The organism is Arthrobacter sp. N1, assembly GCF_048288285.1.
Classification (GTDB): Bacteria; Actinomycetota; Actinomycetes; order Actinomycetales; family Micrococcaceae; genus Arthrobacter_D.
Genome location: NZ_CP102608.1, coordinates 2,716,765 through 2,740,737 on the forward strand (window position 1 = coordinate 2,716,765; position 23,973 = coordinate 2,740,737).

Consider the following 23,973-nt stretch of genomic DNA (forward strand, 5'->3'; position numbering starts at 1 on the left):
AGAGGCTCGCAACTCGACGCTGCAATGGCTGGCAGCCCAGAGAGATATCCCCAGCGCCTTGACCAGCGGTAGTCGATCGAAACAAGTTTTATCGTGGTTCCGTCCCGTCAAGCTAGCTTTACAGAAGGTCAATTATCGGCGGTTTATAGAAGGTCCGACTCGGCCCATTGGTGCACTATGGTTCAGCGGGTGCTGGTTCGTTTCCGGGTGCCCAGGCGGGCAGGATGTGAGAAGTTGCAGCGCATACGCCCGTGCTATCACGTGAGATTGCTGGTCGTGATCGAAAGGATGTCATCGCGGTGCGGATACTCGTTGTAGGCGCAGGAGCAACCGGTGGTGCATTCGGCACTTTGCTGCAGGAAGCGGGGCGGGACGTGACTTACCTCGTCCGCGAACGCAAAGCCGACGCCTTACGTCGGGACGGGTTACGGTTTGTTTCCCCGGAAGCTGACCGGACACACCCGGTGCAGGTCCTCACGGCGATGGATGTTCCCGCGGCCACGCAACAGCCATTCAATATGGTGCTCATCACGGTGAAGGCAACAGCCTTTTCCTCCGCGGTCACTGACCTCCACCCCTTCGTCGATGAAAATACCCGCATCCTCCCGATCCTCAACGGCATGGCGCACATCGACCACCTCCAGGGGCGGTATCCGGGACAGGTCCTCGGCGGCCTGGCCCGCATCGTGGCGACCTTGGACGGGGACGTCGTCCACCAGAAGACGCCGATGAGTTCACTCATGGTGGGATCCCTAACTGACATCCCGGTACCGGAAGACGTTCGGGACGCTCTCGACGCCCCAGGTAACGACTTGTCCGTCGCTGACGACGTGAGGGGTGCCCTCTGGGACAAGTGGGCGATCATCGCTGCTGCCAGCATCATCAACTGCCTGTTCCGCGCCCCTATAGGCCGCGTTCTCGAAGCCGGCGGCGAGGATTCGATCCATGCGGCGATCCATGAGCTCGAGGTTGTCGCTGCGCGGGCAGGACATCCCGTGTCGGATTCGGCGCACCGACAAGCGGTGGCTTTGCTGACTGAATGGGGCTCGTCCTTCACCACATCGCTGTATCGCGACCTCACAGTAGGACTTCCCTCCGAGGTTGACCACATCCTCGGTGACTACGCCCTGCGCGGCCGAACCCTGCAGCAACCAACTCCCCTGCTTGACCTGGCACTGATCGCAATCAGGGCAAACTTCCTGCTGAGTGCCCCAGCGTGACGGTCGTCCCAGGTAGACATGTTCGGGCCGGGGTCCCCCGCCGTCGGCGTGAATCCGCCACCAGTCGGACATGCCCGTGCCGGGATCGAGCCTCAGGGTTTCCCACGCCCTCCACAGGGCGTTGTGGCGACTCACCGCCTAAGTCATCGGCGATACCGAATCACTTTGAGGGGTGGTTATCTGTCGCTCCTGCCAGTCCTTACTTACCGACTCGCGCAACACTTTGCGTGCTCGGAGGAAACGGGCCGCCGCAGGCGATACAGAGACGGTCTTGGCGCGCTTCTGGCGACGGTTATGGGATGAACAGATCCACCCTGAATTGCGTCCGGCCCGGTTCGCTGGTCACGCTGAGCGCGCCTCCGTTCGCCTCGACGAGGGCCTGCACGATCGCCAATCCCAGTCCGGTGCTCGTGGTGCTCCCGGTTCCGGCCGCGCGTGAATCGTCGCCTTTGCTGAAGCGCGTGAAGATGGTGTCCAGGAATGACGGGTCGATGCCTGGACCCGAGTCCGTGACCGTGATCGTCACTTCCCGGTCACGGACTGTGAGGGCCGTGGAGATCGAGGTACCCGGTGGGGTGTGTTTGTGCGCATTGGAGAGCAGGTTGATCAGCACTTGGCGGATTTCCGGCTCGACGGCCCGGATCTCGACAGGCTCCTCCGGCAGATCAAGGCTCCAGATGTACGCAGGCGCGGTTACCCGTGCGTCGCTTGTTGTCTCGATCACGAGTTCCGTCAGGTCGACGTCGGACACCTCACCGCGTTGGCCCTCATCGAGGCGCGCCAGTAGCAGGAGGTCCTCGACGAGGGAGGACATGCGCTTGGACTCGCTGTCGACGCGCTCGAGGGCGGAGCGTCCCGCCGCGCTGACTGTCTCGCTCATGAGAACCAGTTCGGTGTACCCGCGGATGGACGTGAGCGGCGTGCGGAGCTCGTGGCTCGCGTCCGCGACGAACTGCCGCACTTTCATCTCACTGGATTGACGCTGGCGCAGCGCGCTGGTGACGTGGTCGATCATTTCGTTCAGGGCGATCCCGACGGTGCCGACCTCCGTTCCGGGCTGCGCTGCCGTGGAAGGCACCCGCACGGGGATGGCCACTTCGCCGGAGGACAACGGCATCCTGGACACCGAGGTCGCGACCGCGGAAAGCTCCTCGAGCGGACGTAAGGACCGGCGGATGATGACCGTTCCGGCGAGGCCGGTCAGCGTAAGACCGATGAGGGAAAGCCCAGCCACGGTGATGCCGAGGGAGGCGAGGGTATTGTCGCGCTCGGTGGTGGACAGCCCGGTCACGAGGATGGATCCTGCATCAGGGCCAAAGGCCAGCGCCGCTGCATCGACCCGATATCGCCCTGATGAGAGCACGAGCTCTTGGGGCTGGCTAGCCGGATTCACTGACTCGAGTATGTCGAGGTCTGCGTCGGTGAGCGGTTCTGTGCTGCCGTCGTCCTGCACGAGCGCGGAGTTCTGCACCTCGCCGTCGTCGAACACCGCGTTCAACGTGCCTGGCCTTTGGCCGGCCGCATTCTCGGGGTCTACGTCATCAAAATCCGGTGCTTGCCCGCGCGGTGGACCGTTGGAGAAGCCAGCCCGCCCTGCGGCCGGGGTCAGTGCCTCATCGAGCTGGCTCGTCAGGTAGCTGCTCATTGCAAGGTGACTGAACACGCCGATCGCTATGCAGATCGCGGTCAACAGTGCCAGGGTTGCCAGGATCAGCTTGGTTCGCAGGTGTAGTCGTCGGTGGCGGTGTCTCCACGATGTGGACCCGGAGACACCGGGAGTGCTGAGTCCCGATTGAGGGTTTCGTCCGAGAGTGGACACGGGGACCGACGGGTTAGTGCTTGGCAGCTCAGGCGCGGGGGAAGGACTCACGGGACCGTGGGCTTGATGACGTACCCGGCGCCACGCACAGTGTGGATCATCGAGGGACGTCCGAGGTCGATCTTCTTGCGCAGGTAGGAAATGTAGAGCTCGACAATGTTTGCTTGACCGCCGAAGTCGTAGTTCCAGACGTTGTCGAGGATCTGGGCCTTGCTGAGCACGCGGCGGGGGTTCTCCATAAGGTAGCGCAGCAACTCCCATTGGGTTGACGTGAGTGTGATGTCCTCGCCACCGCGGGTCACCTCCCGCGTGTCGACGTTCATGACCAGGTCTCCGACGACGAGTTCTGCGGAGTCCGATGCCGCAACCCCGGAGCGCTGCACGAGCCGGTGCAGGCGCAGCATGAGTTCTTCCATGCTGAAGGGCTTGGTGACGTAGTCGTCCCCGCCGGCGGAGAGCCCGGAGATGCGGTCCTGGACGGCGTCCTTTGCTGTCAGGAACAGCGCGGGCACGTTCGGTGCGAAGGCGCGGATTTTCTTGAGTGCGTCGATCCCGTCGACCCCGGGCATCATGACGTCGAGTACCAGCACATCAGGGCGGAAATTACGCGCCGCGGACACCGCTGTGGCGCCGTCGTTCGCCGTGGTGACGCTCCATCCCGCCATGCGCAGCCCCATGCTGACGAGCTCCGCGAGGCTGGTTTCGTCGTCGACGACGAGGGCCCTGATGGGGGTACCGTCCGGGTGGGCAAGGCGCGGCAGGTTGTCGATCATGGAGTGGTGCGAGCCATCGGCCATTATGTCTACCTTGGTGTCTTTCATCATGTCATCGGTGCCCGTGATGCCGGTGCCGGGAATGCCGGTGATGCCGACGGTGCCGGTGGTTGCTTGAGAGGCTGTGCGGGCCCGGCGTTGCGGTCCAGTATCCCCTACGGAAGACGGCGCACGGCGGGAGCTCCCGAGCGGCGTGTTAGACGGTCAGGGGTCCGGCCGCAGCACCCTCGTCGAGGGAGCCCCCGGTGTCCTGGCGCCGGATGAGCGCCTGTTCGGCGGGAACTGTGGTCCCGACGATCACGCCGGCGCGGGCTTCCGACGCCACAGAGGTATCGGCTCCCATGGGCGCGAAGGCCGTGGTCCCGAGGACCGCGGCCAGGGCCATCGCGCTAATCGCGGCCCTGATGCCCTTGCGTCCTGCGGCGATTTCCGGGGTGGGTCGGTAGCTGATCATGGTGTTCTCCTAGCTGGCTGTGGTTGTTCCTCCACTGTGCCGTTCGGGCTTAGGACGTGCCTTTCCCGAAGCTGTGCAGCTGCTGTGCAGGTTGACATCCTCAGATCGACTCGGAGAGATCCATAATCGGCTGACGAATAAACGTCTGAGCGCCGGCCTAGTACGGTCTCGGTGCGCACGTGGTCGAGACACTTGGTGGCGTCCTTACACGATCGTGCCGTCCCGGGAGATAGACAAAAGTTCTGACGGTGTCTATCTCGCCGAGACGGCTGGTCCTTCACGTGCGGTAGCTGTTAGCCCCCATTCAGCGCGCGGTGGTGGTTATCCGCGACCTCCGCCGCCGAGGATGCCAAGCTCGAGCGCCTTAGCGGCGCCGTCGGCTTCGGCCTGGGTGAGAGATCCGTCCGTCACCGCAGCGTCGAGTCGCTCCTGCACGGCCGCGGATCGAGCAGTAGTCCTCTCCGCCTGAAGCTCATCGATGGCCGTCTGGACGGTTGCTTCATCCAGTCCGAGCGCCTCGGCCAGCGCTGCGGCGACAGCACTTTGAAGCGCTTTCCTGTCAGGCCTCTCGCCCTCGGTGGTCTCGGCGTCCGACTCGGCGGCGTCTCTGGCGGCCTGCAAGGCGTCGGTCACCGCCGCCTCGTCGACGCCGAGCTTCGTTGCCAGTGCAGCGGCGTCGACACCGCCCTGTCCGCGTCCCTGTCCAGGTCCGTGTCCGGGTCCGCCCTTGCGGTCCATGGCTGTCTCGTCGCCGGTGGTGGCTTCCGCGGTAGCCGAGGACGTTGAGGTGGGGGCGGAGCCGGTGGTCGCCGCCGACGCCATACCGGTAGCGCCGAGACTCACGCCAAGGACGACGGCAGCCGCGCTTGCTCCAAGGGCGATTTTCTTCGGGGTAGACATGATGTGTGTTCCTTACTGTGCCGCTACGCGGCCTTGGTAGTCGTTCCTGGTGGTAGCAGTCCCGATAGGAGGGACTACTACGAATTTGGGCTTGCACTTTAGGTGTGCCCTGTCGGGCACCTGTCGTTGGGCTGTGAACTAAGGGCGGTTTCTGTGCTGCGCTGCTGCTGGCCCCTGCGCGTTCTAAACCAGGCAGACCAGCTGCATGGTGCTCGATATGGGTACGGACTCGGGCCGGTCAGCGCTAGTTTCTCGATGCAGGTGCCGGGGGCAGCGCTGGCACAACGAAGGCGCCCAGCGTGTGCCGGGGCCTTCGTTGAGCTGTTGTACGGGTGTAGTGAAAGAGGTCCTGAGAGTGTTGTCGCTGCAGGAGTTAGGCGGTGAAGCCGTCGAAGGTGGGGGTGGCTTCTTCTCCGTCCCACGTGACGCGGTAGGTGAAGGCTTCCTCGAGCGCGGCGGCGTAGGCGTCGGCTTGCTCCTGGGTGATGGTGCCGGACGCGAGGAGGTTGTCGATCGCAGGGCTCCACGATTCGACCAGTGCATCAATGAGGGTTTGCGTGCCGACGCCGAGCTCGTCGGCGATGTCGGAGAGGTTCTGGCCGGCTTCCATGCGCACGTGCAGTTCCTCGTGGGAGATGGTGAGGACCTCGTCGAGGACGTCCTGTACCGGCATGTGGCCGCGGTGCAGGTCCAACCCGGCATCGCCGTAGGCTTCCTGGATCAGCGCGATGAGCTCATCCTCGGTTGTGACACTGGAGGCATCGACGCCATCGCCCGGGCCGCCGGCAGGCATACCGCCTTCGAGCGGTGTTCCGGTCCCGATGGTCGAGCCGGCGGCTGACTCAGTGGCTGTGGCGGAGGCACTGGAGGACGTGGTGGTTGCCGAAGAGTCCGTGGTCGAGCTGGCGGTGGTCCCGGCTGCGCACCCGGAGAGGGCGAGACCGGCCGCGAGGCTGAGAGCGGCGAGTTTCATCTTGATGTTCATGGTGTTGGCCCTTCCAGGCTGGTACGAGTGGAGTTGATGGTTCAAGCCTCGAACCCGTTCCTTTCGAAACCCTATGAACTACCCATGGCTCGGATATGAGCAGATCTGCGCCGATCGGTGGGTCAGACACACCGATCGGAGGGACAACCGCTCCCCCACTCCCTCGCTCAACTCATCGCTGCATGGAGATCGGTGTTGGCCAGGTATATAGGCATGGTTGGGGTTAATGCTGGTCACAGGCTGAGCAAAGCAAGTGCGATGAGCCTTGGTTCATGCGATCTTTCCGACGATTAGCCCTGACCGCTTCTACTGCTCTCGCCGCCACCGCGCTGACACTCATTCCTGCCACCTCAGCGCAGGCCCACAGCCTGGACAGCAGTACCATCGCGGTGCGCCTGACTGAGGACTCGGCGGAAGCGACGGTATCGGTCGCGCTGGAATCTCTCGATACGGCTCTTGGTACTTCCTACGCGACAGCGACCGAGCTGACCGACGCCCAGGTCGACGCCATCAAGGACTACATCGACGAGCACCTCACGGTGACCGGGGCCGATGGAACCACATGGTCTGAGACTTACTCGGATGCTGTGGTGGAATCCGTCGAGGGAATTCAGTCGTTCAGTGTCGACGTCAGCTTCGATACCGGCAACGTCGACCCCTCGAGTCTGGTCATCGACTACCACGGCATCATCGAATCCGATGCTTCCCATGAAGCGGTCGTCGTCCTCACCGACGCAGCAGGCTCCATCTCAACACCAGGTGTCATCACAGCCTCCGACGAAACCCTAACCATCGGTGATGCTGTCGAACCGGGGCTGATGGACATGATCGGTTACGGCTTCCACCACGTCCTCAGTGGAGCAGATCATCTGCTGTTCCTCACGACACTTCTGCTCGTCGCACCCCTTGTTGTCAGCATCAGGGGGCGGTGGATCCCGCGCGCTGGATTCGGGCGATCGCTGCGCAATGTTATCGGCGTGGTGACGGCTTTCACCATCGGACACTCGTTAACGCTCATCGCCGCCGCCCTTGGGTGGATCACCTTGTCGTCCGGGCCCGTAGAAATTCTCGTCGCCTCGTCCGTAGCCGTTGCAGCCCTCCACGCCATCAGGCCCCTCATCCATCGCGGAGAAGTCCTCATTGCAGGCCTGTTCGGGCTGGTCCATGGACTGGCGTTCGCCGGTATCCTCACCGACCTCGGGTTCGACGGGACCCTGTCGATCTTCACCCTGCTCGCGTTCAACGTCGGCGTGGAGCTCGCTCAACTCGCGACCGTCGCCTTGGTCTTCCCCTCCATCTACCTCATCTCACGCACCACGTGGGGCACACAGGTACGCACCGGGATAGCCCTCGTCGCCCTCACCGCTGCCGGGTTCTGGGTCCTGGACCGAACCGGCATCCTCACCAGTCCCATCACAGGACTCGAAGAAGCACTCATTAACAACTCCTGGGCCGTCGCTGTAATCCTCGCCGGCATCGCAATCACCGCCTGGCTGACAAGCCGTACTGCCACCGCATCTCGGCCAACCGGAACCACCTTCGCCCCAGAACGACCATCCGCGATGCGACGAGCCGACAAGGTATACGGCCTCGGCCGGCATTGATGCCTCGGCTCTGCACGCTTCAAAGGTGGCGCATAGCTGCGGCAAAGCCCTCCCATTGATAAGCCGTCGAGGCTGGAACTATTCCAGTCCACAAACCGAGTGAGGCATCATGAGCAACATCCCAGAACCGGACAACACACCGGAAGGCCCCATGTACGAGGGGCGGCTCCTCAACCGGACAGATGAGGAGGTCGTCGACCAAGGTGTCGCTTTCGACATCGGAACACTCGTCAGCCGACGCTCGATGCTCGGACTGTTCGGCGCCGGCGTCGGGGCTCTGGCCCTAGCTGCTTGCACGCCCAACACGACCCGGACCACCACCTCAAGCGCCACAGCCGGATCCACCGCGTCTGCGTCATCGGGCGCTTCGATCGTGGGAGAGATTCCGGACGAAACTGCCGGCCCTTACCCCGGAGACGGATCCAACGGTGCCAATGTGCTTAAGGAATCAGGCATCGTCCGCACCGATATCCGTTCGAGCATCGATGGTGGCACCACAGCGGCCGGCGTACCGATGACCCTGACCCTCACCATCGTGGACATTGCCAACGGCAACCTTCCCTTCAAAGACGCCGCCGTATACGTATGGCATTGCGACGCCGCCGGTGGTTACTCCATGTACTCAAGTGGTATCGAGAATGAAACGTACCTGCGCGGCGTGCAGGTAGCCGACTCCAACGGCATCGTGACGTACACGTCGATCTTCCCCGCCTGCTACACCGGGCGCTGGCCTCACATCCACTTCGAGATCTACCCGAACGTTGCCGACATCACCGACTCGGCCAAAGCCATCGCGACCTCCCAGGTCGCCCTACCTCAGGACGTCAGCCAAACCGTATACGCCCTCACCGGCTACGAAGGCTCGACCTCTAATCTCTCCCGAGTCAGCCTGGATTCCGACAACGTCTTCAGCGATGACAGCGGCGCCCTGCAGCTCGCCACCGTGACCGGAGACTCGACCTCCGGATACCAGATCAGCCTCACGGTGGGAGTAGACACGACCACCACACCCGCAGCAGGCGGAGAAATGCGCGGCGGGATGGGTGGGACTCCCCCAGGAGGCCTGGGCAGCACACCCCCTGAAAGTGGCCTCGGCGGGACGCCTCCCACCGACACGACCCAGGAAGCGCCGACCGACACGGCCACACCCACACCCACACCCGCCAGCTGAGCATCCCCGCATAGTGCGCGACCACACTGATGACGCATCAACGACGCGCCGCCTCTCGCATTCTCGCATTCTCGCGCTCGAGGGTTCTATAGGCGGTCGTTCATGGGATGTATCTCAACGATCAATCACGTGGGCCTGATCGTTTCTATGGATCACACCCTTGTAGGCCTCTATTTTTCGTTCGAGAGCGTCGAGGTGTCGACGAACTTCCGCCTGCCGCGCCATGACCGTCTCGTAATGCGCTTCTAGCAGCGCGAGCCGCTGTTTGTCAATGGCTCCGGCCCGGTAGGCCGCCGCGTACTCACGCATCTCGGTAACGTTCATCCCGGTTCCTCGGAGCATGACCACTCCCGCAAGCCACGCCAGAGCTCTGTCGTCGTATCGCCGCCACCCGTCCGCACTGCGATTGGGGGCGGGAGCGATTCCTTCCTTTTCGTAGTACCGGATCGTGTCGACGGTGATTCCGAGCAGATCAGCGGCGGCGCTGATGGTGACCGGTTGAGGAACCTTGATGGCAGGAAGGAGCATCTTCCAAGTGTGGCATTTGACATGGTGTGAACACCATGGTTGAGGCTCGTGGTGTCCGTCCTTCTAAGACGAAAAGAGACGCCAGCATGAGACAGATCACTCTGGGTTCGCAAGGCTTGACCACTTCCGTCCTCGGACTCGGGTGCATGGGAATGAGCGCCTTCTACGGCGGTGCGACAGAGGCCGGATCCATCGAAACGATCCGCCGGGCCCTCGACCTTGGGGTCACGATGTTCGATACGGCGGAGGCGTACGGCCCGTTTGAGAACGAGAAGCTTCTCGCGCGGGCCCTCGGTATCGATCGTGAAAAGGTCGTCATCGCGTCGAAGTTCGCCTCCGATTTCGCCGACGACGGGACGCCCCTAGGTCTGAATGGCTCTCCCGAGCACGCGCACCGTGCCATCGACCGGTCACTGCAGCACCTTGGTACTGACCACGTCGATCTCTGGTACCTGCACCGTGCCGACCCGAACGTGCCCATCGAGGAAACGATCGGGGCAATGAGTGAAGCCGTCACCGCGGGAAAGGCGAGCTATATCGGTGTCTCCGAAACATCCGCTGATACCCTGCGTCGCGCTCATGCGACGTTCCCCATCACCGCGATCCAGTCCGAATACAGCCTGTTCGAGCGAGACGCTGAGCACAACGGCGTCCTTAGCACCGCCCGCGAACTTGGTATCGGCTTCGTCCCGTTCTCGCCACTCGGCAGAGGCTTCCTCGGTGGAACCGTTATGCGCAAGGCCGACCTGCCCGAGGGTGATGCCCGCCGCAACCTCCCCCGATTCTCTGATCAGGCCATTGAGGCGAACCTACGCATCGTTGACGCTCTCCGACTGATCGCGAAGGAAAAAAACATCACACCGGCGCAGCTTGCCCTCGCCTGGGCCATCCAAGCCGGCACTGTTCCCATTCCGGGAACGACAAAAGTCTCGCGAATGGAAGAGAACGCTGCCGCCGCCGACATCGAGCTGACCAGCGAAGACCTAGCCCGCATTGATGCTGTGTCGCCTCATGGAGCCGCTACCGGTGCGCGAAACACAGAAGCAGGAATGGCTCGCGACCGCGGCTGAACCTGAATGTCTTCAGTCACTGATCGTGAGTCTCGAAGCGCTACTGCATCTTGAACAGGACTAGGGGGAATCCGAGACGGTGTCGGGGCGGGCGAGGTCCTGATGCTTCTCTGCGGGCTCCGGACACCCAGTGGGGCTTTGAAGCGTCCCTGACTAAGCGCGGCGTATCGAGTCACTTCATATGGGAAGTCCACACACAACAAACTATCCGCGGTTTGAGCACAAATTCTGAAGTCATCATCATCGGCTGCGCTAGTAGTTCAGGCCTAGCACCTAGTGGCAAGGGTCCTGCCCGCCCCGTTCCGGTGGGCAGGACCCTCTATGTCGAGTGACTAGGAAGAGATGGAGGTCTTCGGTCACTCGAGTTTGGAGCTGCTGATCGCGGACTAAGGTCTGTGACCAATAGGGATCGGCAAGGACTAGATCGGTGTGGGTTGGTGAGCCTGGGCGTTCGGCACTGGGATGTAGCGGGTGAGTTGGGTGACGTGTTTGGGTTCGAGTTCGCCGATGTGTGAGACGCCGAGCAGGCGCATGGTCCGTTCGATCTCGTCGCGGAGGATGGCGATGGTCTTGTCGACGCCTTCGCGGCCGCCGGCCATAAGCCCGTAAAGGTACGCTCGGCCGATGAGGGTGAACTTGGCGCCGAGTGCCATGGACGCGATGATGTCGGCTCCGTTCATGATGCCCGTGTCGACCATGATTGTGGCGTCGCTGCCAACTTCGCGGACCACCTGCGGCAGCAGGTGGAAGGGGATGGGTGCGCGGTCGAGCTGGCGGCCGCCGTGGTTGGACAGGATGATGCCGTCAACGCCCTGGTTGACCAGTCGCACGGAGTCCTCGACGTTCTGTACGCCCTTGATGAGGATTTTGCCAGGCCACATCTCGCGGATGATGGCGAGATCGTCATAGCTGATGGTTGGGTCCATGGCCGCGTTCAGCAGGTCACCGACGGTGCCGCCGGTGTCAGTCAGGGATGCGAACTCGAGCTTCGGCGTGGTGAGGAAATCGACCCACCACCAGGGCCGGGGCACGGCATTGAGAATGGTGCCGATCGACAGCTGCGGCGGGATCGAGAAGCCGTTGCGCTTATCCCGGAGACGAGCTCCGGCGACTGGGGTGTCGACAGTGAACATGAGGGTGTCGAACCCGGCCTCGCCGGCCCGCTTGACGAGGTCGTAGGAGATCTCTCGCTGTCGCATGACATACAGCTGGAACCAGTTGCGTCCGGCCGGGTTCGCTGCCTTCACACCCTCGATCGACGTCGTGCCGAGCGTGGAGAGGGTGAAGGGGATACCTGCGGCCGCGGCCGCCCCGGCACCGGCAGTCTCGCCCTCGGTCTGCATGAGCCGGGTGAAACCTGTGGGCGCTATTCCGAACGGCAGCGCGCTGGGCCCGCCGAGAATCTCCACCGAGGTGTCGACGTGCTCGGCCGGACGGAGGATCGAGGGGTGAAACTCGATGTCCTCGAACGCCTGGCGGGCACGTTGCAGCGACAGCTCGCCCTCCGCTCCCCCATCGGTGTAGTCGAAAGCAGCCCTCGGGGTACGCCGCTTGGCAATCGTACGGAGATCCGCGATGGTCAGTGCAGAGTCCAGGCGACGCTTCTTACCGTTGAGCTCGAACTTTTTGAACTGCATCAGCTCGAGCATCTCCGCTGGAACGGGAAGTTGCCGTTTGATCATCGGTTCCCTTTCGACTGCATCATTGAGGTCAGTGAAGCACTGGTCAGATCCTTGCTCGGTCACGCACGTGTACCTGTCACTCTTGATAGTTCGGCAAGACCAGAGAAATTGACCTTGACGCAACCGCAAAACTCACTCTACGTTTGTGCCTACTTGAGACCCCGATCACACATCGCGTAGCTCATGCCCCTAACCTGCCCACAAGTGCAGCAAGGTACAGATCAAAATTGAAGCGCTTCAAAAGCGCTATGTCAAGGAGGACATGTGAAATATCAGTCTCGTACATCATCACGGAGAGCTATGGCCGCGCTAGCAGTGGGTGGCTTCCTGGCGGCCTCGATCGGGGGCCAGGTGCCGGCGGCAGAAGCCCAAGGGACGGTACCGGCACCGGCTCCGTATCTTGCGGAGTGCCCGTGGATGGATACCTCAAAGTCACCTGACGAGCGTGCGCGCGTCCTGCTGGATGCCAGTTCACTCGGACAGAAATACCGGTGGCTTGTCGAGCAACCGGCGAATGATCCGACCACCACGGCATTCGGTACGGTGCAGTACGAAGCTCAGCTCCCCTGCACGCCCAGGGTTGTCTACACCGATGGACCAGATGGCGTGAGGTTCACGGAGGGCGTGACGGCGTTCCCCGCCCCCATCGCCCTCGGAGCTACCTGGAACCGCGACCTCGTTTTCGACAAGAGCGCTGCGCAGGCCGCCGAAGCCTTCGACAAGGGGAAGAATGTCGTCCTCGGCCCGGGTATCGCCAGCGGTCGCATCCCGCTGTCCGGACGCACCGCAGAGTATTTTGGCGAGGACTCGCTGTTGAGCGGAACCCTCGCGGGAGCGGCGATCCGCGGCATCGAGGAGGGCAATCCCGACAAGCCGGTCCTGTCGAACGTCAAGCACTACGTCGCCAACGAGCAGGAAGTGTCCAGGAACGCGAGCAGCTCGAACATCGACGAGCGGACCTTGCGTCAGGCCTACGACCTGCCGTTCGAGATCACGATCGCCGAGGGCGAGCCCGAGAGCATTATGTGCTCCTACAACCAGATCAACGGGGTCTACGCCTGCGAGAACCCGCTACTGAAAGACACCCTGCGGGACAAGCTGGGCTTCGACGGATACGTCATGTCCGACTTCGGTGCCGTCCATTCCACTGCCCCTTCACTCAAGGCAGGGCTGGATCAGGAACTCAACCGGCCGATCTACTACACACCAACGCTCCTCAACCAGGCACTGGCGAAGGGGGAAATCACGGAGGACCACGTCGACGACGCCGCCTTCAATGTCGTCCGCTCCTACATCCGCGGCGGGCTTTTCGACACCCCACTTCCTGCAGCGGCCCCTGGTTCGGTCTCCACGACCGCGCACAAGGACCTCGCACGGCAGGCCGTCGAGGAAGGCACCGTTCTCTTGAAGAACGACGGAATCCTCCCGCTGTCCTCGACGCCTAAGACCATCGCCGTCATCGGCCCGACAGCATCGAAGACGCCAACTAATGGGGTCAGCGCCAAGGATGCGTGCAGCATGAGCTGGCGCTTCGGTTCCCCAAACACCCTGACCTGCGAAAGCATAGTGACGATCGAGGATGCAATCCGCCAGCGTGCCGCAGCAGAAGGGTCCAATGTCGTGTTCGACAACGGCTCGGACCCGCAGCGAGCGGCCGCCGTCGCCGCGAAGGCTGACGTCACCATCGTCGTCGGGTACTACAAGTCCGGTGAATTCAGCGACCTGCCGAACCTCCGTCTCGCTGGCAACGGCGATGCCCTAATCGACGCCGTAGGCGCGGCCAGCCCGCGGACCGTCGCCATCCTGCAGACCGGAAGCGCTGTGGAGATGCCGTGGCTCGGAAAGACCGAAGCCGTACTCGAGAGCTGGTATGCCGGCGAACAGCAAGGGCCTGCCCTAGCGAACCTCCTCTGGGGAGACGTAAACCCCTCCGGTAAGCTCCCCATGACCTTCCCCGCATCCCTCGCCGACACCCCGACCAGGACCCCGGCGCAGTACCCCGGCATCTACTCCAACGGCTCCACCACCGCCCCTGTGGGCGCCTCGGAGATCCGACAGGTCAACTACACCGAAGGCCTTGCCATCGGCTACAAGTGGTACCAGTCCCAAGGCATCAAGCCACTCTTCGGCTTTGGTCACGGCCTGTCCTACACCGACTTCGAGTACCGGAACCTCCGTGTGAAGCCCATGGTGGATAAGAAAACCGGGAACACAGCCCTGGATGTGAAGTTCCAAATCAAGAACACCGGCAAGACCGCAGGTGCCGAAGTGGGCCAGGTGTACCTGACCCTGCCCAGTGCCGCCGGCGAACCCGGCAAGCGCCTCGTCGGCTTCGAGAAGGTCACCCTCAAGCCGAATCAGACAACGCAGGTCCACCTGGTCATCGACGCCACCGGATCTGATCACCCGCTGTCGATCTGGGATGCAGACAGCGATGAGTGGACGACGCCAACCGGTGAGTTCACCCTCGAGGTCGGCTCCTCGTCGCAGGCGCTACCGCTCCGCTCCTCAGTGACTGTGCGCTAGCCCAGCACGACCGACGCAACGTCGAGAACAAAGGGTCCGCCCCCACCGAGAGGGGACGGGCCCTTTGTTGTGCGTGACACCATTTACAGCGCCCAGCGGTCCACATCGAAGCAGGACATAAAAGGAGTAGCCAACCCCCAGTGTGACTGTTGACACAGGGTTTTTTGGCCCCTAACCTCAATAATTGAAACGCTTCAAATATGAGCGCACACTTTCAAGGAGGAAACGTGGCCACCACGCGTAAGAAGAACCGGATGCTGTTCCTGGGCGTAGGACTCAGCACCGTATCGCTGCTGCTGACCGGCTGCGGAGCTGGTAGCTCCGGCGATGAGAGCGGGAGCGAGAGCGAGGCGGGCGAGTTCACCACGCTCAGCGTCGTCGAGAACACCACCATTCCTGCTGTGCTGGAAACACTGGCCGGGGACCAGTGCAAGACCGCCGCCGATGCGATGCCGCTGAAGGTAGACACCGTCCCGCAGACCAATCTGGACCAGCAGCTCCAGCTGCAGGCGGGACAGGGCGCCCTGCCCTCCCAGTTCGCCGCGGGTTCCGCTCCCGCGCTCACGAAGGAACTCGCGGATTCCGGCAATGTCCTAGACCTTGAGGCCACGCTGACCGATCTGGGCGTCATCGACCAGGTGGAGCCCGCAGCCATTGACACCGTGAAGGCGCTCTATGGCGGCTTCAACGTCCTGCCCTACGAATACAACGTCGAGGGCATCTGGTACAACAAGCAGCTCTTTGCCGACAACAACATCGAGATCCCCGCGACTTGGGATGACTTCACCGCAGCCGCCGAGACCCTCAACTCCTCGGGCGTCACTCCTCTCTCCGCTTCCGGCGAGCAGGGCTGGCCGTTGACCCGCCTCATCAGCGGCTACCTGTTCAGCGACCTCGGCAAGGACGCCCTGCAAAAGGTCGCCGACGGTGAAGCAGAGCTCACCGACCCGGAATACGTCGAAGCTGCCGCCGCGGTCGCGGACCTCGGCGCGAAGGGCTACTTCGGCGAGGGCGTCGGCTCCATTGACTACGACACCGCCGTCAATCAGTTCCTCACCGGTAAGGCCGGCATGCTCTACATGGGCAGCTGGGTCCTTGCGAACTTCAACGACGAGGCAGCCAACCAGATCGGCACCGAGAACATCGGCTTCATGCCCTTCCCGAAGGTCGACGGCGGCGTCGGCATCGACAACCAGTACGCAGCGAACGTCGGCCTGCCCATGGCGATCTCCGAGAAGGCCTACAACGATCAGACCGGCGACTGGCTGAGCTGCATCACTGAGAATTACGGCAGCGTCGGCCTGTCCGAAAAGGGCGCAATCTCCGGATTCAAGGTCAACGAGGAAGTCGAAGTCGACCCCCTCACCCAGACCGTCCAGGACACCATCGCCGGCACCAGCGAGAGCGTCCTGTGGTTCGAGGCTCTCTTCGGCACACAGGCGACCACGGCCAGTCAGACCAACGCCGCACCCTTGGTCACCGGCAGCATGAGCCCGGAGCAGTTCATGGAAACGGTTCAGTCCGCCCTCAAGTAGGGTACGAGCGCGCCGGGCGAAGGAGTCGGCTTTCCTTCGCCCGGCGCTCAATCTGTTCTGGGCCACCCACCAGCCCAGAAGCCTGACGTAAACAAAGGACCACCATGCAGTCAGTACTGGGCGATAAGAAAGCCCTCATCATCCTCCTCGGCCCAGCATTGCTGGTGTACACCCTGGTGATGCTCGTCCCGATCGTCTGGTCCATGGGGTATACGTTCTTCAGCGGCAACGCCATCTCCGGCTTCACCTTCGCCGGGACGGACAACTTCACCCGCCTATTCACGGACCCCGAAGTCCGCACGGCGCTCTCCTTCACCGTTCGATACGCCATCGTGATCACGGTCGGTCAGATCCTGATGGGCTACGCCCTTGCGCTCATGTACGTCTTCATACTGAAGAAGTCATCGAACATCATCCGCACGCTGGTGTTCTTCCCGGTCGTGCTCCCCACGGTGGCCGTCGCCCTCCTGTTCCAGAAGATGTTCGAGATCGCCCCGCAGAACGGACTCGTCAACAGCCTCCTCAACGGAGTCGGCGTCGAGTCGGTGGACTGGTTCGGCAGCTCCTCAAGCTCGTTCTGGGTCATCGTCCTCATGGACATCTGGCGATCCATGGGCTTCTACGCCGTCCTGCTGTACGCCGGCCTCGTCGACATCCCCGAGGACATGCTCGAATCCGCACGCCTCGACGGCGCCACGGGATGGCGGCTCATCAAGAACATTGTCCTGCCTCTGTCGATGCCGGTCCTTCTGTCCTCGATCATCTTCAGCATCAACGGCACCCTAAAGGTCTTCGACTCCATCGTGGCGCTGACCAACGGCGGACCCGGGTCCTCCACCACACCGCTGACGCTCTACATGTTCCGCACCTCCTTCGCCTTCGGCGACTACGGCTACGGCAGCTCGATCGCACTGCTGCTCACACTGCTGTGCCTGATCGTGACCATCTTCATTTTCCGGTCCTCGCGCCGCGACCTCACCAAGGACTGACGCCATGAGCACACAGGCACCCGAACACAAAGTGCCCCTTAAGGCGCTGAAGCGTCAGGAACCACGCCGCGCACGGTCCCGCGCCGCGAAACGCTGGGCGAAACTTCCCATCCACCTGCTGATCGCCCTCCTGCTCGTCGTCGTGCTCTACCCCCTGCTGTGGCTAGTACTTGGCTCGTTCAAGACGCAGCAGGAATTCCTCAACGACCCTGTGTGGTCATTGCCGGGATCGTTCAACTTCGACAACTACACAGAGGCCTGGACCACCGGCAACCTCGCAGTGTTCGTCGCCAACTCACTAATGGCCACACTTCCGTCGCTGGCCCTGATCATCGTCTTCGGAGTCGCTGCCGGTTTCGCCCTCGAGGTCATGGTCTGGAAGGGACGTAACGGCGTCCTGCTGATCTTCCTGACCGGCATCATGGTGCCCGGCCAGATGATCCTGCTCCCCCTATTTTCCGCCTACTTCAACACCGGCCTCACAGGGACACTGTGGCCACTGATCATCACCTACACCGCCACCGGCCTACCTTTGACGGTGTTCATGATGGCCACCTACTTCCGTGCCGTACCCCGCGAAGTCTTCGAAGCCTCCACCCTCGACGGCGCGAGCATCATCAGGTCCTTCATCTCCATCGGCTTCCCCATGGTCCGCAACGCCGTCTTCACCGTGGCCCTCGTCCAGTTCTTCTTCATCTGGAACGACCTCCTGATCGCCCTGACCTTCGCGAACAACAGTGACCTCAGCACCATCCAGGTGGGCCTGCTGAACTTCACCGGGCAATTCGGAGCAGTCCAGTACGGTCCCCTCTTCGCGGCCATCTGCCTCAACGTCTTCGGCACCCTGGCCATCTACCTCTTCCTGAATCAGCGCATCATGAAGGGCCTCGCCGCAGGCTCCGTCAAAGGCTGACACCTCGCCGTCACCGCACGACTCGCACCTCCTCCGCCTACCCGCGGCGTCTCACCACCCAGAAGGATCCACTCCATGCCAATAACCGTCAGCCCCGTCTCGTTCGAGCACCACCGCGAGCCGCTGGGCATCGGCGAACGGCGACCGCGACTGAGCTGGAAAACCACGGCAGACCCCGGGTGGACACAGGAACGCTATGAAATCGAAGTAACGGACGCATCTGGTGCGGCATCCTCACGAGTCGTCTTCTCGCCCGACTCAGTCCTCGTCCCGTGGCCGGGGAAAGATCTCACCTCACGGACTGCCGTCTCCGTGAGGGTCCGGGTCTGGGGAGCCGGCACGGAGATACCCAGCCAGTGGAGCTCACTTACGACCGCGGAAACCGGCATCCTCGAGGCCTCCGGCTGGACGGCCCACGCCATCTCCCCGGCCTGGGCTGAAAATGCCGACACTCTCCGCCGACCCCCGCTGATGCGACGCGACTTCACCCTTCCCCGCCCTGTCCGATTGGCGCGCCTCTACGTCACAGCGCACGGCCTCTACGAAATGGAGATCAACGGACGTCGCGTCGGCCATGAAGCCCTCGCCCCCGGCTGGACCGTCTACGGCGAACGACTGCGCTACGCCACGTACGACGTGACAGAACACCTCGTCGCTGGAGTGAACGCCATGGGCAGCTGGCTCGCCGACGGCTGGTACCGCGGCCGCCTCGGCTTCCACGGAGGCCACCAAAACCTCTACGGGACAGATATCGCCCTCTTGGCTCAACTGCACGTCACCCACGACGACGGAAGCATCACCGTCATCGCCTCCGACGAATCCTGGCGTGCGTCCTTCGGCCCGATCCTGACCACCGGCCTCTACGAGGGCGAGACGTACGACGCCCGCGAAGAAGCAAAAGAATGGTCCTCCCCCGGATTCGACGACACCGCCTGGTCCCCGGTCCGAGTCGTTCCCCGTGATCCATCCACGCTGGTCGCCCCCGAGGGTCCACCCGTCCGCTGCACGGAAGAGCTTGCACCTGTCGCTGTCACGACATCACCGTCGGGCGCGACGATCCTCGACTTCGGGCAAAACCTCGTCGGCCGACTCAGGGTGCGCCTATCCGGACTCGAACGAGACCACGAAGTTCGGCTGCGCCACGCAGAGGTCCTGGAAGACGGCGAACTCTGCACGCGTCCGCTGCGCGGCGCCGCTGCCACCGACACCTACATTGCGGCAAACGAGACCGACGTCGAGTGGGAACCCCGCTTCACGATCCACGGGTTCCGCTACGCCGAACTCACCGGCTGGGCAGGCGAGGACCCGGCATCAGCCGTCACGGCCCGCGTCTACCACACGGACATGGAGCGAACCGGGTGGTTCGAATGCTCGGACAAAGACATCAATCAGTTGCACGAGAACGTGCGCTGGAGCATGCGCGGCAACTTCGTCGACATCCCCACCGACTGCCCGCAGCGCGACGAACGGCTCGGCTGGACAGGTGACCTGCAAGTCTTCGCCCCAACCGCGACCTTCCTCTACGACTGCTCCGGAATGCTCGGCTCCTGGCTCAAGGACGTCGCCGTCGAACAGCTCGAGGACGGAACAGTGCCCTGGTACGTACCCGTGATACCCGGGGGCGAGGAATGGACACCCATCCAGCCCGGAGCCGTGTGGGGTGATGTGGCCGTACTGACCCCGTGGACCCTGTATCAGCGCTTCGGAGACACAAGAGTCCTGGCAACCCAGTACCCCAGCGCCAAGGCATGGGTTGACCTCATGGCCGAACGTGCCGGCGAGTCCTACCTCTGGAACACGGGCATGCAACTCGGTGACTGGCTCGATCCCGCAGCCCCACCTCACGACCCCGCTGACGCGACGACGGACCGCTACCTCGTCTCGACCGCGTACTTCGCCTGGTCTACCCAGCACCTGGGCGAGATGGCCAGCGTCCTGGGGAACACGGCCGATGAACTTCACTACCGGGAGCTGGCGCGAAAGGTCCGCAGCGCCTTCGCCCGCGAATTCATTTCTCCCTCCGGCCGGGTCGTCAGCGACGCCCAAACTGCCTATGCCCTCGTACTCGCCTTCGGTCTGGCGACTACAAAAGAGCAGGAACAGCGCGCCGGCGAGCGACTGGCCGAACTCGTGCGGCAGGCAGGAAACCGGATCGCCACAGGCTTTGCAGGAACCCCCCTGGTCACTGACGCTCTCACGAGCGTCGGTGAGATAGATACCGCCTACGCCCTCCTAATGGAGAGGCAATGCCCCTCATGGCTCTACGCCGTAGAACAGGGCGCGACCACGATCTGGGAACGGTGGGACAGCATGCTGCCCGACGGGTCGATCAACCCAGGAGAGATGACCTCGTTCAATCACTATGCGCTCGGGGCGGTCGCGGACTGGATGCACCGGGTGGTCGCCGGTCTGGCTCCGGCAGAGCCAGGTTACCGCTCCATCCTCTTCCGGCCCCGCCCCGGCGGCGCAATCACCGCCGCACAGGCCACCCACGAAACGCCATACGGGACAGCGTCCATCTCCTGGACCGTTAATACCGGAGCTAATACCGGAGCTAATACCGGAGCCCTCTTGGTCGACATCACCGTACCCACCGGCTGCACGGCCGTGGTCGACCTTCCAGGGCAGACGCCTGTCACCGTTCAGTCCGGTACACACTCGTTCTCCCCCGAAGTTGTCAACTCCTGACCATCGCTTAATATGAGAGATACCCTGCCCCGCAGCCGCCCCGGCACGGGGACGCGTTCCCAGCCGAACTCTGATCGAGGTACCGTGACCGCCGTCCAGCCCACGAGTGACGATTCCGCTGTCGCTCCCAGCATGAACGACGTCGCCCGTCTCGCAGGCGTCTCTCTCGGAACCGTCTCGCACGTACTGAACAAACCGGAGATTGTCTCCGCCAAGACAATCGCTCGTGTGACCGCCGCGATCGATGAGCTCGGATTCGTCCGGAACGACGCCGCGCGCTCACTAGCCGCGGGACGAAGCAACACCATCGGGTTGATCCTCACCGACGTCGGCAACTCCCTCTTCGTCGACATTGCCCGTGGTGCCGAAGACGCAGCCAGCTCAGCCGGGCGATCACTTCTGTTGGCCAACAGTGATGTCACCTTCACCAAGCAGGAGTCCTACCTCGACATTTTCAACGAAGCACGCGTCGCAGGCATCATCCTCGCGCCCCTCGACGCAGGACTCGATGGCGTCGACCGTGTGCGCCGGCACGGCCGCAACATCGTGCTCGTCAACTACGCCGGTGACCGGACCGACTGCTGCAGCGTAGTCGTCGACGAAGAACACGGCGGCTACCTCGCCGCCTCCCACCTCATGGACATCGGACGCACCCGACTCTTGTTCGCAGGCGGGCCCCGAGACCTGCACGCCGTCAACGCACGGCGCTTCGGCGCCCAACGCGCTGTCCAAGAACGCGGCGGCAGTGTCAGCCTTGACGTAGTGCACAGCCGAAACCTCAAAAGCTTAAGCGGACGATCCATCGCCCAGGACCTAATCACGTCCGGTGCACTCCCCGACGGCATCCTCGCACCAGCAGATCAGCTGGCTGCCGGCCTCATCCACGAACTGACAGACGCCGGTATCTCCGTCCCAGCCGACATCGCCGTCATCGGCTACGACAACAACCAGTTCGCCTCAGAAGCAGCAATCCCCATGTCGACAGTCAGCCAGCCCGGTCACGATATGGGCAGGGAAGCACTCCGCCTCCTCGTTGACGAAATCGACAACCCACGTACCCACGAACACCAGCGCGTCACACTACAACCAACACTGATCGTCCGCCGGAGCACGACAGCACCCAACCCTTCGTCGACCTAGAACACCCACCCGTGGCTTGCCTACGACTCGAAGCCGAACCCCCGGCGTGGACTGCAGGAGACCCGGATCGGTCGCTGCAGGATGAAGCTAGCAAACACAGAACGCTGGTCTAGTCGCCGGCTGCACATGAACGCGATTGACGGAAGATAAATCATCATCCAATTGACGATGACGATGACGATGACGGTTGGCACGGCGACCCGCCCCGAGTCCTTCGGACTCGCTGTCTGGAAAACGATGAATTCATACCGGAAGGATCGGGCGTCTACAGGGCATCTCCGTGGTCAGAAAGCGTGGTGCGTCCGGACTGGTTCCTGTCGCCCGATGGTATGGCGCCCTGTTTATGTGCGGGTCGCGGGTCCGGCTCAGCCGGCGTCCCACAGGAGGGTGGCAGAACGACGTCCCCGCCGTCGAAGGTGGGAACGGATTGCGCCCAGGCGTTCATGGCCTCAAGGACGGTCCGCAGCTCGTACCCGACGGGCGTGAGTTCGTACTCGACCCGCGGGGGAATCTCCGGATACACGGTGCGGGTGACGATCCCGCAGGTCTCGAATTTCCGCAACCTATTAGTCAGCGTATGCGCACTGATGCCCGGTAAGGCGTTCTTCAGGTCCGTGAAGCGCATCGACCCGTTCAGTAGCTCCCGTACGACCAGCGTTGCCCAGGGTCCTTCAAGCAGCGTCAGGAATCGGGCGACCCCGCAGTCGGGCCATACCTCTGGCATGAACGACACAATCGAGCACCCTTCCGTTAGTGCAGTTGATGTAACCAGTACATCCTATGCACTAATTGGTTCATGACTTACATCGTTCATGGAGCGACCGGCGCGCAGGGCGCCCCTGTTGCCGCCGCACTCGCCAAGGCAGGCAAGTCCGTCACTGCCGCTGTCCGCAATGCCAAGACCTATACGGAGGGCCCGGCTGTATCTGTCGACTTCACAGATACAGCCACGCTCGTCGACGCATATACGGGCGCCGAAGGAGTCTTCATCCACCTACCTATGGGCTCCTTGGAGCAGCAGTACCTCCACGCACGGGCTGTCGTCACAGCCGTGCGTAAGGCCCGCCCAGCCCGTGTTGTTTTCTCCACCAGCGGCTTCGACCACGGAAGAGGAGAAAACAGCCCACACGGGATGCTGATGCGAGGCATTCTCGACGCCGGCGTCTCCTCGGCCGTGATCGCCCCCCGCCTCTACCTTGAGAACCTCCTCCTTCCTCCGGTGGTCGCCTCGGTCCAAGAACATGGAGTTCTTCCCTATCCGATCAGGACCGACTACCGCGTTTCCTGGAGCTCGCACCTGGATATCGCCGACATCGCCGTGCAGCTCTTCGACAAGGTCGACATCACAGGTAGCATCGCCGTCGGCGCGCTTCCCGCGCTGATCGGAGACGACATCGCCGCCGGGTTCGCGGCGCACCTCAATAAGTCCGTAGTCTTCCAATCCCAGACTCCGGACGAATTCGCTGAATCCCTCATCCCGATCTTCGGCGTCGATCCAGCGATGCCTGTGGTCGAGTCCTACCGCGGGCGATACACCCAGCACGACGACATCATCGACAAGACCCGCAGCGCCCAGACACTTCTTGGCCTCCGACCCCGTTCCGTCGCAACCTGGCTCCACGACATCAAAGCCTGATCTTCGAGGCCCGGCCCAGAGGACGCAACCTAGGCCACATCAAGTGGCCAGGCTTCCTCTAATACGGCCGGACATGGAGGTGGCCATCCTTCCCCCGGCCTTGTCTGAAGCAGTTGCGTGCTGAGGTTCTGCGGGACGAACCCGGTGAAGACCGCAAAGCGAAGGGGAGACAGATATCGCCTGATGAAGCCCGAGACGAGCGGCTCTGAGTGATGCTAATACGCTACGGGAACGAAGGGTCGAGCTTTTTGGCGGGGGCGTCTCCGGTCTCTACGGCTTCGTTGTCACTCCATTAGTTAGCTGCCTTAAGTGAGGAAGCCTGACCGCATCCACTCAAATG

19 protein-coding genes and 1 pseudogene are annotated in these 23,973 nt (G+C 62.7%); 11 read left to right on the forward strand and 9 right to left on the reverse strand.

Annotated features, from left to right (window positions below):
* Positions 1-299 precede the first annotated feature (299 nt).
* Positions 300-1,220, forward strand: coding sequence for a 2-dehydropantoate 2-reductase (locus tag NVV32_RS12570; RefSeq protein ID WP_422390383.1), 921 nt, complete (start codon positions 300-302; stop codon positions 1,218-1,220).
* 87 nt (positions 1,221-1,307) lie between these two features.
* Here the strand turns inward: NVV32_RS12570 and NVV32_RS12575 are convergent.
* The 6 genes and pseudogenes from NVV32_RS12575 to NVV32_RS12600 all read right to left on the reverse strand — a co-directional run.
* A pseudogene (locus tag NVV32_RS12575) lies at positions 1,308-1,355 on the reverse strand (hypothetical protein); the annotation flags it as partial.
* Between the two features lie 157 nt (positions 1,356-1,512).
* Positions 1,513-2,910 carry a sensor histidine kinase gene (locus NVV32_RS12580; protein WP_241742711.1) on the reverse strand — a complete coding sequence of 466 codons (1,398 nt, stop codon included), beginning with the start codon at positions 2,908-2,910 and terminating at the stop codon, positions 1,513-1,515.
* Between the two features lie 176 nt (positions 2,911-3,086).
* Positions 3,087-3,836: a response regulator transcription factor gene (locus NVV32_RS12585; protein ID WP_422390384.1), complete on the reverse strand. Its 750-nt coding sequence runs from the start codon at positions 3,834-3,836 to the stop codon at positions 3,087-3,089.
* A 172-nt stretch (positions 3,837-4,008) separates the two neighbouring features.
* On the reverse strand, positions 4,009-4,266 hold the full coding sequence (locus NVV32_RS12590; RefSeq protein ID WP_422390385.1) for a hypothetical protein: 258 nt from the start codon (positions 4,264-4,266) through the stop codon (positions 4,009-4,011).
* Positions 4,267-4,587: 321 nt separating this feature from the next.
* Positions 4,588-5,166, reverse strand: a complete 579-nt coding sequence (locus NVV32_RS12595; RefSeq protein ID WP_422390386.1) for a hypothetical protein — start codon at positions 5,164-5,166, stop codon at positions 4,588-4,590.
* Between the two features lie 373 nt (positions 5,167-5,539).
* Positions 5,540-6,151 carry a hypothetical protein gene (locus tag NVV32_RS12600; RefSeq protein ID WP_152812310.1) on the reverse strand — a complete coding sequence of 204 codons (612 nt, stop codon included), beginning with the start codon at positions 6,149-6,151 and terminating at the stop codon, positions 5,540-5,542.
* Between the two features lie 272 nt (positions 6,152-6,423).
* Here NVV32_RS12600 and NVV32_RS12605 point away from each other — a divergent pair, with 272 nt between their 5' ends.
* Together NVV32_RS12605 and NVV32_RS12610 are read left to right on the forward strand one after the other, a co-directional pair.
* On the forward strand, positions 6,424-7,755 hold the full coding sequence (locus tag NVV32_RS12605; protein ID WP_422390387.1) for a HupE/UreJ family protein: 1,332 nt from the start codon (positions 6,424-6,426) through the stop codon (positions 7,753-7,755).
* A gap of 109 nt (positions 7,756-7,864) precedes the next feature.
* Positions 7,865-8,926, forward strand: coding sequence for an intradiol ring-cleavage dioxygenase (locus tag NVV32_RS12610; protein WP_422390388.1), 1,062 nt, complete (start codon positions 7,865-7,867; stop codon positions 8,924-8,926).
* 114 nt (positions 8,927-9,040) lie between these two features.
* Here the strand turns inward: NVV32_RS12610 and NVV32_RS12615 are convergent, their stop codons facing one another.
* Positions 9,041-9,454 (reverse strand): MerR family transcriptional regulator, encoded by a 414-nt coding sequence (locus tag NVV32_RS12615; protein WP_422390389.1) that lies wholly within the window; start codon positions 9,452-9,454, stop codon positions 9,041-9,043.
* Between the two features lie 86 nt (positions 9,455-9,540).
* On the opposite strand from NVV32_RS12615, the gene NVV32_RS12620 reads away from it, so the two are divergent.
* The gene (locus NVV32_RS12620) at positions 9,541-10,524 is read left to right on the forward strand and encodes an aldo/keto reductase (protein WP_422390390.1); all 984 of its coding nucleotides are present in this window, start codon (positions 9,541-9,543) and stop codon (positions 10,522-10,524) included.
* A 419-nt stretch (positions 10,525-10,943) separates the two neighbouring features.
* Here the strand turns inward: NVV32_RS12620 and NVV32_RS12625 are convergent, their stop codons facing one another.
* Positions 10,944-12,206 carry an alpha-hydroxy acid oxidase gene (locus NVV32_RS12625; RefSeq protein ID WP_422392046.1) on the reverse strand — a complete coding sequence of 421 codons (1,263 nt, stop codon included), beginning with the start codon at positions 12,204-12,206 and terminating at the stop codon, positions 10,944-10,946.
* Positions 12,207-12,557: 351 nt separating this feature from the next.
* Between NVV32_RS12625 and NVV32_RS12630 the strand changes: the two genes are divergently transcribed.
* From NVV32_RS12630 to NVV32_RS12655, 6 genes are all read left to right on the forward strand, one after another.
* A complete protein-coding gene (locus tag NVV32_RS12630; RefSeq protein ID WP_422390391.1) occupies positions 12,558-14,732 on the forward strand; it encodes a beta-glucosidase family protein in 2,175 nt (724 codons plus the stop codon).
* Positions 14,733-14,959: 227 nt separating this feature from the next.
* Entirely contained in the window at positions 14,960-16,267 is a 1,308-nt protein-coding gene (locus NVV32_RS12635) for an ABC transporter substrate-binding protein (protein ID WP_422390392.1), read from the forward strand.
* 104 nt (positions 16,268-16,371) lie between these two features.
* The gene (locus NVV32_RS12640; protein WP_422390393.1) at positions 16,372-17,256 is read left to right on the forward strand and encodes a carbohydrate ABC transporter permease; all 885 of its coding nucleotides are present in this window, start codon (positions 16,372-16,374) and stop codon (positions 17,254-17,256) included.
* Positions 17,257-17,260: 4 nt separating this feature from the next.
* The gene (locus tag NVV32_RS12645; protein ID WP_422390394.1) at positions 17,261-18,169 is read left to right on the forward strand and encodes a carbohydrate ABC transporter permease; all 909 of its coding nucleotides are present in this window, start codon (positions 17,261-17,263) and stop codon (positions 18,167-18,169) included.
* A gap of 471 nt (positions 18,170-18,640) precedes the next feature.
* Positions 18,641-20,857 carry a family 78 glycoside hydrolase catalytic domain gene (locus NVV32_RS12650; protein WP_422390395.1) on the forward strand — a complete coding sequence of 739 codons (2,217 nt, stop codon included), beginning with the start codon at positions 18,641-18,643 and terminating at the stop codon, positions 20,855-20,857.
* Positions 20,858-20,989: 132 nt separating this feature from the next.
* Positions 20,990-21,997, forward strand: a complete 1,008-nt coding sequence (locus tag NVV32_RS12655; RefSeq protein ID WP_422390396.1) for a LacI family DNA-binding transcriptional regulator — start codon at positions 20,990-20,992, stop codon at positions 21,995-21,997.
* A 265-nt stretch (positions 21,998-22,262) separates the two neighbouring features.
* Here NVV32_RS12655 and NVV32_RS12660 read toward each other — a convergent pair whose 3' ends face one another.
* Positions 22,263-22,721, reverse strand: a complete 459-nt coding sequence (locus NVV32_RS12660) for a winged helix-turn-helix transcriptional regulator (protein WP_422390397.1) — start codon at positions 22,719-22,721, stop codon at positions 22,263-22,265.
* A 72-nt stretch (positions 22,722-22,793) separates the two neighbouring features.
* Between NVV32_RS12660 and NVV32_RS12665 the strand changes: the two genes are divergently transcribed.
* Entirely contained in the window at positions 22,794-23,633 is an 840-nt protein-coding gene (locus tag NVV32_RS12665; protein ID WP_422390398.1) for an SDR family oxidoreductase, read from the forward strand.
* Positions 23,634-23,973: the final 340 nt, after the last annotated feature.

What these genes read in the sequence shown, in the direction of transcription:
- NVV32_RS12585 (WP_422390384.1), bottom strand. Translation starts at nt 3,836, where the DNA reads ATGGCCGATGGCTCGCACCACTCCATGATCGACAACCTGCCGCGCCTT.
- NVV32_RS12590 (WP_422390385.1), bottom strand. Translation starts at nt 4,266, where the DNA reads ATGATCAGCTACCGACCCACCCCGGAAATCGCCGCAGGACGCAAGGGC.
- NVV32_RS12595 (WP_422390386.1), bottom strand. Translation starts at nt 5,166, where the DNA reads ATGTCTACCCCGAAGAAAATCGCCCTTGGAGCAAGCGCGGCTGCCGTC.
- NVV32_RS12600 (WP_152812310.1), bottom strand. Translation starts at nt 6,151, where the DNA reads ATGAACATCAAGATGAAACTCGCCGCTCTCAGCCTCGCGGCCGGTCTC.
- NVV32_RS12605 (WP_422390387.1), top strand. Translation starts at nt 6,424, where the DNA reads ATGCGATCTTTCCGACGATTAGCCCTGACCGCTTCTACTGCTCTCGCC.
- NVV32_RS12610 (WP_422390388.1), top strand. Translation starts at nt 7,865, where the DNA reads ATGAGCAACATCCCAGAACCGGACAACACACCGGAAGGCCCCATGTAC.
- NVV32_RS12615 (WP_422390389.1), bottom strand. Translation starts at nt 9,454, where the DNA reads ATGCTCCTTCCTGCCATCAAGGTTCCTCAACCGGTCACCATCAGCGCC.
- NVV32_RS12620 (WP_422390390.1), top strand. Translation starts at nt 9,541, where the DNA reads ATGAGACAGATCACTCTGGGTTCGCAAGGCTTGACCACTTCCGTCCTC.
- NVV32_RS12625 (WP_422392046.1), bottom strand. Translation starts at nt 12,206, where the DNA reads ATGATCAAACGGCAACTTCCCGTTCCAGCGGAGATGCTCGAGCTGATG.
- NVV32_RS12640 (WP_422390393.1), top strand. Translation starts at nt 16,372, where the DNA reads ATGCAGTCAGTACTGGGCGATAAGAAAGCCCTCATCATCCTCCTCGGC.
- NVV32_RS12645 (WP_422390394.1), top strand. Translation starts at nt 17,261, where the DNA reads ATGAGCACACAGGCACCCGAACACAAAGTGCCCCTTAAGGCGCTGAAG.
- NVV32_RS12650 (WP_422390395.1), top strand. Translation starts at nt 18,641, where the DNA reads ATGCGACGCGACTTCACCCTTCCCCGCCCTGTCCGATTGGCGCGCCTC.
- NVV32_RS12655 (WP_422390396.1), top strand. Translation starts at nt 20,990, where the DNA reads ATGAACGACGTCGCCCGTCTCGCAGGCGTCTCTCTCGGAACCGTCTCG.
- NVV32_RS12660 (WP_422390397.1), bottom strand. Translation starts at nt 22,721, where the DNA reads ATGCCAGAGGTATGGCCCGACTGCGGGGTCGCCCGATTCCTGACGCTG.
- NVV32_RS12665 (WP_422390398.1), top strand. Translation starts at nt 22,794, where the DNA reads ATGACTTACATCGTTCATGGAGCGACCGGCGCGCAGGGCGCCCCTGTT.